A 12,557-nucleotide genomic window follows, 5' to 3' on the forward strand; every position below is an offset into this window, starting at 1 on the left:
GGCAGTGGTGCGTTCAGCGACCCGGCGGCAGTTCGCGGCGGCCGGGCTCGGGGAGTTCGGGGCGGTGGTGGCCCGGCAGTTCGTCACGGTGGGCGCCGGTGGGCAGACCGTAGCCGGCTGCGCCGGTGGGCGGAAGCGAGGAATAGCGCGGGGCGTGCGGCGCGGAGTACGCGGCGTCCACGACGGTGGCGGCGATGTGCTGGGCATGCGCGATCTCGGGCGCGCCGGGCGGCAACTGGTAGCCGACCGCCTGCGGATTCGAGGTCTGGCCGTCGACGGTGACCTTGCGGGTGCGCCGCAGCGTGAAGGTGATCTCCTCGACCTCCTCGAACGCCTGCCGCGCCGTGCGCAACGGATGCGTGGCCGTATCGATCGCGTTGGCGACGAAGGACGGAACGAGCGGCCGGATGAAACGCGCCGCGGTGTCGGTGAACGGGACCGTGCCGATCAGCGGCAGCTCGAGACCGCCGCCGCTCGGCGCCGCCGGTGCGGATGCGACGGCGGGCACCTGCGGGTGCACGCCGGTGGGCGCGGGTAGGTTCGGCGTCGCCTCGTCGGGCATGGCGCTGTCCTTTCGGTCGTCCGCCGTGGCGGCGGGAAGTTCGGGGCGGCGCGGCGGCTCGGTGATGCCGATCTCGATGCCGCCGATGGCCGCGATGATGCGGGTGCGCTGCCGTTCCCGGTCGATGGCGGTGTCCGCCTCGACGGCGAGGCGAGCGGCGGTGAGTTGCTGCTCGGCGCGCAGGGTCTCGGCCTCGGCGCGTACCTCGGCCTGCTTGACCGCGATCACCGCGTCGGCTTCCCGCTCGGCGCGGTCGTGCACGGTGCGCGCCGCGTTGTGCCGGTCGAACGAGGTCTCGCCACGCCACCAGCGCAGCACCAGCGGCAGCAGCGCGAAGGCGACGAACGCCAGGATGGTGAGAATGCGCAGCGGCAGCGCGTCGTGCACGGTGTAGTCGTTCATCGCCTGCCAGCGCGCGCCGAGCCCACGGTCGGCGTCGTCGAAGGCGGCGGTGCGCGCGGCCGACAGGACGGCCTGGTCGGCGTCGATCCGGCGATCGGCGGCGTCCACTCGGTCCTGCGCGGTGGCGAGATGCTTGCGGGCGTCGTCGAGCATGGCGTTGGCCGTCTGCGCTTCCGGCCCACGGCCCGGCACGCCGGTGATCCTGGTCCGCGGGCACTCCGGGGTCGGATTGAATTCGCAGCGTGCGATCACCAGGGCGTGGTCGATATCGTTCTGGGCCATCGCGATCGCCTGTTCGAGCGCGGCCCGGTCGGCTTTCGCCCGGTCCAGTTCCGCCTGCGCCGCGACGACCCGCGGCGCGGAATCGAGCGAGCGCTGCGCCTTCTCCGCCAGCACCCGGTCGACGGACCCGCTGAACAGCACGATCGCGGCCAGTTCCGCGAGTAGCCCACCGGCCAGCACGGCGACCGCGATGCGCGCGACCAGCCCGAGCCGATCCGGTCCGCCGCTCGGCCGCGCGGTCGACAGTGCCCTGGCGAGCGCGCCGGTGAGCGCGGCGACCACGATGCCCGAGGCCAGCGCGGCCGACCACGGCCACGCCGAGGCCGCGGCCAGGGCGGCGACCACACCGGAGATCGTGGCGAACAACAGCACCACAGCACCGGTGACGGCGTATCCGGCACGCTCGTGACGATCGCTGATCGCGCTGGTCCGGCCGCCGCCGAGCCAGGTGAACAAGCCGGTGACGGTCATCGGAATGCACATCCTCTACGTCCCAGGCGCTTTCACGGGCGCGACGAAACTGTCACGGATTCGTTGTGACAGCGTGACAGGCTCGCCCGGTTCGCAGCGAGCAGGGACGGTCGGATGTGGCAAGGCTCACAGATCATCCGGCGTAGCGCGGAGCGCGGCCGGTTCGTTCGCCTACGCTGGCGCGGTGCTTCGTATCCGGGGTGGGCGATTCCAGGAGGTCACAACGTGCGCGGAGTCTGGTTGACGCTCTTGGCGGCGGCGCTTCTGATCTGGCCGGTCAGCGCGGGGGCCGCTCCGGCCGACCGGTCGCTCGACCGGCTGGTCGCCCTCGTGGTCGAGCGCTTGGACACCGCCGACGCGGTGGCCGCCGCGAAGTGGTCGACCGCGGGTGAGCGCGGCATCGAGCCGACCATCGACGATCCGGTCCGTGAGGCGGAGGTCTACGAGGTGATGGTCCGGCTCGGCCACGACCGTGAGCTGTCGGAGAACTGGGTGCGGCAGGTTTTCCTCGGGCAGATCGAGGCCAGCAAGACGGTGCAGCGGGGGCTGATGACGAGGTGGCGCTTCGACCCGGCCGCCGCGCCCACCGCGCCGGTGGGACTCGACTCGGTGCGCCCGGTCATCGACCGGGTGAACGTCGAGATCCTCGATCAGCTCGCCGGGCACCGAGCGGAGCTGACCGCGCCGGATTGCGCGGAACACTTGGCGCGCAGCGTCTTCGGCGTGGTCGTCGCGGACCGCGCCGATGTCCTGCACCGAGCGGCGCTGGCGCGGGCCGCCGTGTCGCTCTGCCCGGCGTAGGCCGCGGCCGGGCCCGCCGGGCGACCTCGCGCGGAAAGATGTGTCCAACACCACTTCTTGATATTTGCTGGATATGTGCTGAACCCCACAGTGGGCAAAAGAGTCCGGACGGTCGGATCATATTCATTGCTTGTCACGCAGCTGTCGGAAATCTCTCATCGGTCACAGCGCCGAGTTAGCCGCCGCCACTTGGTTTGCCGGGCGTCCAGCGGGGGAAATCCATTTCGACGCAGGTGAGGGCGGTTTCCGGGTCTCGTGAGGAAGGTCTCGGGTAGGTGTCGCGCGTCGGTTTTCCCAGCTGGCACCGGGTGCCATGGGGATCGATCGCATGGCGCTCGCTGCTTTACACTGGACGGCGCGCACACGTGGAGGACCCAATGCAGAAGCCCAGCTAAACCTGGTTATTAGCGCAACCTAAGTTGGTTGGGCCCTGGACCTGACTTATCGTTTGCTCTTACGCCGAACACAGAACGTTCGGCTACCTCGCCCGCTCGGGCAGCCCTAGCCAGGTGCTCAGCGTAGCGGTCGAGCACCCGCTCGGAGGTAAGGATCTTGTTAGGGATCCGTTACCGAAGGGCACCCACTACGTCACAGAAGCGGGTGGAAAAAACTGCAGACCTGACTGCACGCCGAAGACCATCAGCGCGGCTGGCTTCGGAACGTACGGGCGCAGTCTTGTACGGAGGCGTTCGACGAAAGGCCGTTTTCTTCGAAGGCCGACTTTCCTGAAGGCAGAGGCATGACGCAACTTCCTGGCCACCGGTCACCTGGACCCATCGGGCTCTACGACCCGGCGAACGAGCACGACGCCTGCGGCGTCGCATTCGTCGTCGACATGCACGGCCGCCGCAGCCGCGACATCGTCGACAAGGCTATTACGGCTCTGTTGAACCTGGAGCACCGTGGCGCCGCGGGCGCCGAGCCCAACAGCGGCGACGGTGCGGGCATCCTGATCCAGGTCCCGGACCGCTTCTTCCGCGCCATCGTGGACTTCGAGTTGCCGCCGGAGGGTTCCTACGCCACCGGTATCGCCTTCCTGCCGCAGGCCCGCCGCGAAGCAGCGCGCGCCGCCTACGGCGTGGAGAAGATCGTCAAGGAAGAGGGCCTCGACGTCCTCGGCTGGCGCGAGGTGCCGATCGACGAGTCGTCGCTGGGCGCGCTGGCGCGCGACGCCATGCCGAGCTTCCGGCAGATCTTCATCGCATCGCCGAAGAACGCCTCCGATCCGCTGTCGGATATGGATCTGGAGCGTCGCGCCTACGTGGTGCGCAAGCGCGTCGAGCGTGAGCTGGGGTCGGCCGGAGCCGGTGAGGGTGCGGTCGGCAGGGAGTCGGTCTACTTCCCGAGTCTGTCGGGGCAGACCTTCGTCTACAAGGGCATGTTCACCACGCCGCAGCTGCGCGCGTTCTACCTGGATCTGCAGGACTCCCGGGTGGAGAGCGCCCTCGGCATCGTGCACTCCCGGTTCTCCACCAACACCTTCCCGTCCTGGCCGCTGGCGCACCCGTTCCGCCGGGTGGCGCACAACGGTGAGATCAACACCGTCACCGGCAACGAGAACTGGATGCGCGCCCGCGAGGCGCTGCTGCGCAGCGACGTCTTCGGCGTCGACTCGGCGGGCAAGAACCGGCTGGAGAAGATCTTCCCCGTCTGTACCCCGGGGGCGAGCGACACCGCCCGGTTCGACGAGGTGCTGGAACTGCTGCACCTCGGCGGCCGCAGCTTGCCCCACGCCGTGCTGATGATGATTCCCGAGGCCTGGGAACGCAACGAGAACATGAACCCGCAGCAGCGGGCCTTCTACGAGTACCACTCGATGCTGATGGAGCCGTGGGACGGCCCCGCGTCGGTGTGCTTCACCGACGGCACCGTCGTCGGCGCCGTGCTCGACCGCAACGGCCTGCGGCCGAGCCGCATCTGGGTGACCGACGACGGCCTGGTCGTGATGGCCTCCGAGGTCGGCGTCCTGGACATCGACCCGTCCAAGGTGGTCAAGAAGGCGCGCTTGCAGCCGGGCCGCATGTTCCTGGTCGACACCGCCCAGGGCCGCATCGTCGGCGACGAAGAGGTCAAGTCCCTGCTCGCCGCCGAGCAGCCCTACCAGGAGTGGCTGGACGCGGGCGTCTCCCGCCTGGCCGACCTGCCCGACCGCCCGCACGTGCACATGTCGCACGACCGCGTGCTGATCCGCCAGCAGATCTTCGGATACACCACCGAGGAGCTCAACCTGCTGATCTCGCCGATGGCCAAGACCGGAGGCGAAGCGCTCGGCTCGATGGGCACCGACACCCCGATCGCGGTGCTCTCGGCCCGTCCGCGCCTGCTGTTCGACTACTTCTCCCAGCTGTTCGCGCAGGTCACCAACCCGCCGCTGGACGCGATCCGCGAAGAGGTGGTCACCAGCCTCAAGCGCAACATCGGCCCGGAGGCCGACCTGCTGCACCCGGGACCGGAGTCCTGCAACATGATCGCGCTCGAGCAGCCGATCCTGGACAACGACGAGCTGGCCAAGCTCGTGCACATCAACGACGACGGATCGCACCCCGAGCTGCGCTCGGTGGTCGTGCGCGGCCTGTACCCCGTGAAGAAGGGCGGCAAGGGCCTGCGCAGGGCGCTGGAGGCGATCAACACCCAGGTGTCGGCCGCCATCGACGGCGGCGCGCGGATCATCGTGCTGTCCGACCGCGAGTCCAACGAGAAGCTGGCGCCGATCCCTTCGCTGCTGCTGACCTCGTCGGTGCACCACCACCTGGTGCGCGAGCGCACCCGCACCAAGGTCGGCCTGGTCGTGGAGGCCGGTGACGCCCGCGAGGTGCACCACATGGCCACCCTGGTCGGCTTCGGCGCCGCCGCGATCAACCCCTACATGGCCTTCGAGAGCATCGAGGACATGCTCGAGCGCGGCGCGCTCGAGGTACCTGGCAGCACCGGCGACCTGGCCGCCGACTACCGCAAGGCGGTCGCGAACTACAACAAGGCCGCGGGCAAGGGTGTGCTGAAGGTGATGTCCAAGATGGGCATCTCCACGCTGGCCTCCTACAACGGCGCCCAGCTGTTCCAGGTGATCGGCCTGTCGCAGGACCTGGTGGACGAGTACTTCACCGGCCTGCGCTCGCACTTGGACGGCATCGGCCTGGACGAGATCGCCGACGACGTCGCGCAGCGGCACCGCATCGCGTTCCTGGAGAACCGCAACGAGCGCGCGCACCGCGAGCTCGAGGTCGGCGGCGAGTACCAGTGGCGGCGCGAGGGCGAATACCACCTGTTCAACCCGGACACGGTGTTCAAACTGCAGCACGCCACCCGGTCCGGCCAGTACTCGATCTTCAAGGAGTACACCAAGCTGGTCGACGACCAGTCCGAGCGGCTGGCATCGCTGCGCGGTCTGTTCAAGTTCAAGCACAACGCGCGTTCCCCGATCTCCATCGACGAGGTCGAGCCGGTATCGGCGATCGTGAAGCGGTTCTCCACCGGCGCGATGAGCTACGGCTCCATCTCGGCGGAGGCGCACGAAACCCTGGCGATCGCGATGAACCGTCTCGGCGGCCGGTCGAACTCGGGCGAGGGCGGCGAGTCCCCCGCGCGCTTCGAGCCGGAGGAGAACGGCGACTGGCGGCGCAGCGCGATCAAGCAGGTGGCCTCCGGCCGCTTCGGCGTGACCGCGCACTACCTGACCAACTGCACCGACATCCAGATCAAGATGGCGCAGGGCGCGAAGCCCGGTGAGGGCGGCCAGCTTCCGGCGCACAAGGTGTACCCGTGGGTCGCCGAGGTGCGGCACTCGACGCCGGGCGTCGGCCTGATCTCGCCGCCGCCGCACCACGACATCTACTCGATCGAGGATCTGGCGCAGCTGATCCACGACCTGAAGAACGCGAACCCGCAGGCGCGCATCCACGTGAAGCTGGTCGCCGAGCCGGGCGTCGGCACCGTCGCGGCGGGCGTCTCCAAGGCGCACGCCGATGTCGTGCTGATCTCGGGCCACGACGGCGGCACCGGTGCTTCGCCGTTGACCTCGCTGAAGCACGCGGGCGGCCCCTGGGAGCTCGGCTTGGCCGAGACCCAGCAGACGCTGCTGCTCAACGGGCTGCGTGACCGCATCGTCGTGCAGGTCGACGGCCAGATGAAGACCGGCCGCGATGTGATGATCGCCGCGCTGCTCGGCGCCGAGGAGTACGGCTTCGCCACCGCACCGCTGGTGGTGTCGGGCTGCATCATGATGCGCGTCTGCCACCTGGACACCTGCCCGGTCGGCGTCGCCACGCAGAACCCGGTGCTGCGCGAGCGGTTCACCGGCAAGCCGGAATTCGTCGAGAACTTCTTCCGGTTCATCGCGGAGGAGGTCAGGGAACTGCTGGCGCAGTTGGGCTTCCGCTCGCTGGACGAGGCGATCGGCCGGGTGGACCTGCTCGACACCTCGCGCGCCAAGCAGCACTGGAAGGCCAGCAAGCTGGACCTCTCGCCGATCCTGGACGACGTCGAGACGGCGTTCATGTACCAGGACCGCCGCTGCACCAAGGCGCAGGACCACGGCCTGGACAAGGCGCTGGACCAGCAGCTGATCGTGCAGAGCCGCGACGCGCTCGAGCGCGGTCAGGCGGTGAAGTTCGAGACCAAGATCACGAATGTGAACCGCACCGTCGGCACCATGCTCGGCCACGAGGTGACCAAGCTCTACGGTGGCGCGGGCCTGCCCGACGACACCATCGACATCACCTTCACCGGGTCGGCGGGCAACAGCTTCGGCGCCTTCGTGCCCGCCGGCATCACGCTGCGCGTGCAGGGTGACGCGAACGACTATGTCGGCAAGGGTCTTTCCGGCGGCCGCCTGGTGGTGCGCCCGTCGCTGAACGCGCCCGGCGAGTTCGTCGCCGAGCAGAACATCATCGCGGGCAACGTGATCCTGTTCGGCGCCACCAGCGGCCAGGTCTTCCTCAGCGGTGTGGTCGGCGAGCGGTTCGCCGTGCGCAACTCCGGCGCCACCGCGGTGGTCGAGGGCGTGGGCGACCACGGCTGCGAGTACATGACCGGCGGCCGGGTGGTCATCCTGGGTGAGACCGGACGCAACTTCGGCGCCGGTATGTCCGGCGGCGTGGCGTTCGTCTTCGACCCGAACGGCACCTTCGCGTCCAAGCTCAACCCCGAGCAGGCCGACGCCGTCGAGCAGCTGGCCGGTGACGATTTCACCTGGCTGCACGACATCATCACCCAGCACCGTGACCAGACCGGTTCCCCGGTGGCCGAGCGCATTCTGAGCGACTGGTCGCAGCAGGTGAACCATTTCGTGAAGGTCATGCCGCGCGAATACAAGAAGGTTTTGCTCGCCATCTCCGAAGCTGAGAAGAGCGGCAAGGACGTGGACGAGGCGATTATGGAGGCCGCTCGTGGCTGACCCCCAGGGTTTTCTGAAGCACACCGCACGGGAACTGCCCAAGCGGCGCCCGGTGCCGCTGCGCCTGATGGACTGGAAAGAGGTCTACGAGGAGAACTTCTCCCACCAGACCTTGCAGACCCAGGCCAGCCGGTGCATGGACTGCGGTATCCCGTTCTGCCACAACGGCTGTCCGCTGGGGAACCTGATCCCCGAGTGGAACGACCTGGTCTACAAGGACCGCTGGCGCGAAGGCATCGACCGGCTGCACGCGACCAACAACTTCCCGGAGTTCACCGGGCGGTTGTGTCCCGCGCCGTGTGAGGCGTCCTGCGTGCTCGGCATCAACCAGGATCCGGTCACGATCAAGCAGGTCGAGGTCGAGATCATCGAGAACGCCTTCGACGAGGGCTGGGTGACCCCGGTCTACCCGACCCGCCTCACCGGCAAGAAGGTCGCCGTCGTCGGTTCCGGTCCGGCCGGTCTGGCCGCGGCGCAGCAGCTGACCCGCGCCGGGCACACCGTGACCGTGTTCGAGCGGGCCGACCGCATCGGCGGTCTGCTGCGCTACGGCATCCCGGAATTCAAGATGGAGAAGCGCTTCATCGATCGCCGTCTCGCGCAGATGGAGGCCGAGGGCACCATCTTCAAGACCGGTGTGAACGTGGGCGTCGACATCACCGCCGAGCAGTTGCGCGAGCAGTACGACGCGATCGTGCTGGCCGGCGGCGCCACGCTGGCGCGTGACCTGCCGATCCCGGGCCGCGATCTGGACGGCATCCACCAGGCCATGGAGTTCCTGCCCTGGGCCAACCGGGTGCAGCTCGGCGACGACGTCACCGACGAATCGGGCCTGCCGCCCATCCACGCGAAGGACAAGAAGGTCGTCATCATCGGCGGTGGCGACACCGGCGCCGACTGCCTCGGCACCTCGCACCGCCAGGGCGCGGCGAGCATCCACCAGTTCGAGATCATGCCGCGTCCCCCGGAGGAGCGGGCCGCGTCCACCCCGTGGCCGACCTACCCGCTGATGTACCGGGTCTCCTCGGCGCACGAGGAGGGCGGCGAGCGCGTGTTCTCGGTGAACACCGAGCGCTTCGTCGGCGCGGACGGCAAGGTGACCGGCCTGGAGGCGCACGAGGTCAAGATGGTCAACGGCCGGTTCGAGAAGGTGGAGGGCACCGACTTCACGCTCGAGGCCGACCTGGTGCTGCTGGCCATGGGCTTCGTCGGTCCCGAGAAGCCGGGCCTGCTCAGCGATCTCGGCGTCGGCTACGACCAGCGCGGCAACGTGCAGCGCGACAAGAACTGGGCGACGAACGTTCCCGGCGTCTTCGTCGCGGGTGACATGGGCCGCGGCCAGTCGCTCATCGTCTGGGCCATCGCCGAAGGCCGCGCCGCGGCCGCGGGCGTGGACCGGTACCTGGAAGGCGAGACCGCCCTCCCGGCGCCGATCACCCCCACCATGGTGGCTCAGCGCTAGGTCCCCTCTCTTACCGGAGCGGAAACGAAAGGCGCCTGTGGACAACTCGTCCACAGGCGCCTTTTCGCGTGCGATTTCCCGGCTTCGAGTCGCCCCGGCCACGGAAATCCGACACACTGCGGGGTTCGAATGGCATTGCGGCGGGCGTGGCCTTATTGTGATCTCCGGCGTACTGCTGATCTTGGGATGTGGTTATGAGCGCACCTCATCCGGTCGGGTGACTTCTGTTCACCCGGCGTGCACTGGAACGACATCCAGTGCGTTCAGCATTGACGCGGCAACTCGGCGGGAAGTCGACGAGGGCGAGGTTTGGAGCGGTATGCAGTGGAAGAAGGTCGTCGCGGCTCTGGGTGCGTCCGCGACCGTGATGTCCGGATTGGTTCTCGGTAGCGGTTCGGTGAACGCCGCCCCCGGCTGCCCGAGCCTGTACGTGGTGGCGATCCCGGGTACCTGGGAGACCGGGCACGAAAAGAACCCGCAGCCGGGCATGCTGTCCGGCGTCACCCGTGGCCTACCGTCCTCCGCGGAGGTCGACTACGTGACCTACGCCGCGACCGCCTTCCCCTGGGAGGGCGAGGTTTACGGCAACTCCAAGAAAGAAGCGGTCGACAACGCGCGTGGCCTGATCGCGAACATGGCGCAGCAGTGCGGTGCGACCAAGATCGCGCTGGTCGGCTACAGCCAGGGCGCGGACGCCGCCGGTGACCTCGCCGCCGAGATCGGCACCGGCCTCGGTGTCGTGCCGCCCGACCGCATCGCCGGCGTGGGCCTGATCTCCGATCCGCGTCGTTCGCCCACCGACATCCAGGTCGGCCCGGTCGCGCCGGGAGCGGGCGCCGGTGGTCCCCGTGTCGGCGGCTTCGGCTGGATCAGTGACCGCACCCGCACCATCTGCGCGCTCGACGACCTCTACTGCGCCACCGCGACCGAGGACTTCGTCACACGGTTCGCCGGTTTCCTCGCCCAGGCGTCGGACGCCAATCCGGCCAACATGTGGCGCTATCAGATCGAGGCGGGCAACATCTTCGGCGATCTGATGAGTTCGGGCGGTGTCCCGGTCCTGCAGGCGCAGCTGACCGACTCGGCCAACGAGCAGCGAGTCAAGGACCTGGAGCGTTTCTACAAGTCGCAGGCGCACACCCTGTACGGCAGCTACCCGGTGGGTGGCGGCCAGACGGCCATCTCCTGGATGCACAACTGGATCGCGGGCATGGCCTGACCTGGCACCGAAACCACAGGGCCCACCTCCGAACTCGGAAGTGGGCCCTTTTCGATGCGGCCGGAGGGTCTAGCTGGACCCGGTGGGCGGAAGCACATGGAAGAAGTGCTTCTGCCGCGGGCCATCCCGCCACGGGCCGTTGTCCGGCCCACAGTCCGGGCCGTCGTGCCGTTCGAAATGTTCGAAAAGACGAGGCCCGCTGTCCGGCCCGTCGTGCCGTTCGAAACGTTCGAAATGACGAGGGCCGCCGTCGATGTCGGTGCCCTGCTGCGGCGCGTCCACTAGCTGGATCTGCGCCTGGTCGGCGGTGGTTTCGGCGGACGCGGTCGCCGCGAGGGCCGCGAGCGGGACGGTGATCAGCGCACCGGCCGCGGCGACCCCGGCCAGACGCCGCAGCGGCGTAGCGGTTTTGGAGAGCGACACGGAATTCCTTTCTCTCGAACCGTGAGTCGCCGTTCGGCAGCGGCTCACCGGTCCTATCGAAGGTTCGGTCACTGGGACATCGGTGCGACGGGCCTGGCAATCGGCTGTGAATAACTCAGCGCGTGGCTATCAGCGGATCGCCGGCATGGTCTGAGCAGGCACCGAATACGTAGGGGCCTCCCGTGACTGGGACACCGGTGCGGTCGGCCTGGCAATCCTCTGTGAGTGCTCAGCTCGAGGCGATATTGCGGGGCAACAGGTCCCAGACGTGCCCGTTCTCGTTGACGGTGGCGGCCGTGCGGCGCCCCGTGCGGGAGAACAGGATGCGGGTGATCGAGCAGTAGTCGATGGGGAAGGTCAGCGGCCTCTCCAGCTCGAGGACCTCTTGCAGCAGCACGTTGATCACACCGCCGTGCGCGAACGCGACGACAGTGTCGGCCGGATCGGTGGCCGCGACGATATCGGCGACCGCGGCGTACACCCTGGCCTTGAATGCCGTACCGTCCACCTGCACCGGAAGATGCCCGGCCTTGATCCGGTCATAGGCGTCGCGGAATTCGACCTTCGCGTCCTCGATGGGAATATAGGCCGGTAGATCGCGATCGTATTCGGCGAGGTCGTCGACGACATCGACACCGAGCCCCAGTTTCGTGGCGGTCGGCGCCGCCGTCTCCCGAGCCCGGCGCTGCGGGCTGCTCACCACCCGGGAGATCCGGTGATGGCCGAGCGCCGCGGGCACCCGCTCGGCCTGCTCCAGCCCTACCGGGGCCAACTCCGGATCGGCGGGCCCACCCGAAGTCAGCATCCGGACCGGCTGGGCATGGCGAACGAGAATCAACTGCACCCACCCCACTCTGCCGCATACCCTTGGCCCACTCCATCCGGCCCCATCGACCCTTCGTCCGGCCCACCAGGGGTGACATACTCGAACCATGACCGTCGAGCCGTTTCCGCAGTGGCTGCGCCCGCCGCCGGGCGGGTTCGTCGCCGAGGATCTCGATCGCCTGCCAGACCTTCCCCCGCACACCGAGCTGATCGACGGGAGTCTCGTCTTCGTGAGTCCGCAGGCGAAGTTCCACATGTTGGTGATCACGCTGCTCGACTCCGTGCTCCGCCATTTCGCCCCGGCGCACCTTCGGGTGCGGCGGGAAATGACAGTGACGCTCGGGCGGGACCAGCGTCCGGAACCCGACCTGGTCGTCATCCACGCCGACCGTGACGGCGGTCCCGAACTCACCTCCTATCTCGCCGATGACGTCGTCTTGGCAGTCGAGGTGGTGTCGGCGGAATCCCGCACCCGGGATCGCGAGCGGAAGCCGCAACTCTATGCCCGCGCGGGCATCGCTCACTTCTGGCGAGTGGAGAACGTGGATGGCCGCCCCGTCGTCTACGTGTACGAACTGGATCCGGCCACGAAGACGTACGCGCTTACCGGAATTCACCACGATCGCCTGAAGCTGACCGTGCCGTTCGATCTGGATATCGATCTCACCGAGATCGATCGGTTGTAGAAAGGTCGGTTCGGCTCGGTTGGCCGACCCGG

8 protein-coding genes are annotated in these 12,557 nt (G+C 68.4%); 5 read left to right on the plus strand and 3 right to left on the minus strand.

Annotated elements, in window-relative coordinates; translation table 11 throughout:
- Positions 1 to 13: 13 nt before the first annotated feature.
- Positions 14 to 1,717: a DUF4407 domain-containing protein gene (locus tag ABZ824_RS11895; RefSeq protein WP_356963269.1), complete on the minus strand. Its 1,704-nt coding sequence runs from the start codon at positions 1,715 to 1,717 to the stop codon at positions 14 to 16.
- A gap of 225 nt (positions 1,718 to 1,942) precedes the next feature.
- Between ABZ824_RS11895 and aroQ the strand changes: the two genes are divergently transcribed.
- The 4 genes from aroQ (at position 1,943) to ABZ824_RS11915 (ending at position 10,591) form a co-directional block, all read left to right on the plus strand.
- On the plus strand, positions 1,943 to 2,518 hold the full coding sequence (gene aroQ / locus ABZ824_RS11900; protein ID WP_356963270.1) for a gamma subclass chorismate mutase AroQ: 576 nt from the start codon (positions 1,943 to 1,945) through the stop codon (positions 2,516 to 2,518).
- A 739-nt stretch (positions 2,519 to 3,257) separates the two neighbouring features.
- Positions 3,258 to 7,910, plus strand: coding sequence for a glutamate synthase large subunit (gene gltB, locus ABZ824_RS11905; protein ID WP_355073334.1), 4,653 nt, complete (start codon positions 3,258 to 3,260; stop codon positions 7,908 to 7,910).
- On the plus strand, positions 7,903 to 9,372 hold the full coding sequence (locus ABZ824_RS11910; RefSeq protein ID WP_356963271.1) for a glutamate synthase subunit beta: 1,470 nt from the start codon (positions 7,903 to 7,905) through the stop codon (positions 9,370 to 9,372). Before gltB ends, ABZ824_RS11910 begins: the two co-directional genes overlap by 8 nt.
- 319 nt (positions 9,373 to 9,691) lie before the next feature.
- A complete protein-coding gene (locus tag ABZ824_RS11915; RefSeq protein ID WP_356963272.1) occupies positions 9,692 to 10,591 on the plus strand; it encodes a cutinase family protein in 900 nt (299 codons plus the stop codon).
- A gap of 69 nt (positions 10,592 to 10,660) precedes the next feature.
- Here the strand turns inward: ABZ824_RS11915 and ABZ824_RS11920 are convergent, their stop codons facing one another.
- Positions 10,661 to 11,014 (minus strand): hypothetical protein, encoded by a 354-nt coding sequence (locus ABZ824_RS11920; RefSeq protein WP_356963273.1) that lies wholly within the window; start codon positions 11,012 to 11,014, stop codon positions 10,661 to 10,663.
- A gap of 229 nt (positions 11,015 to 11,243) precedes the next feature.
- Positions 11,244 to 11,858 (minus strand): histidine phosphatase family protein, encoded by a 615-nt coding sequence (locus ABZ824_RS11925; protein ID WP_356963274.1) that lies wholly within the window; start codon positions 11,856 to 11,858, stop codon positions 11,244 to 11,246.
- 88 nt (positions 11,859 to 11,946) lie between these two features.
- On the opposite strand from ABZ824_RS11925, the gene ABZ824_RS11930 reads away from it, so the two are divergent.
- Entirely contained in the window at positions 11,947 to 12,525 is a 579-nt protein-coding gene (locus tag ABZ824_RS11930) for a Uma2 family endonuclease (RefSeq protein WP_356963275.1), read from the plus strand.
- The last annotated feature ends 32 nt before the right edge of the window (positions 12,526 to 12,557 follow it).

The organism is Nocardia sp. NPDC047038 (assembly GCF_040644075.1).
In the GTDB taxonomy this organism is placed as follows: Bacteria; Actinomycetota; Actinomycetes; order Mycobacteriales; family Mycobacteriaceae; genus Nocardia; species Nocardia sichangensis.

What these genes read in the sequence shown, in the direction of transcription:
- ABZ824_RS11895 (WP_356963269.1), bottom strand. Translation starts at nt 1,717, where the DNA reads ATGACCGTCACCGGCTTGTTCACCTGGCTCGGCGGCGGCCGGACCAGC.
- gltB (WP_355073334.1), top strand. Translation starts at nt 3,258, where the DNA reads ATGACGCAACTTCCTGGCCACCGGTCACCTGGACCCATCGGGCTCTAC.
- ABZ824_RS11915 (WP_356963272.1), top strand. Translation starts at nt 9,692, where the DNA reads ATGCAGTGGAAGAAGGTCGTCGCGGCTCTGGGTGCGTCCGCGACCGTG.
- ABZ824_RS11930 (WP_356963275.1), top strand. Translation starts at nt 11,947, where the DNA reads ATGACCGTCGAGCCGTTTCCGCAGTGGCTGCGCCCGCCGCCGGGCGGG.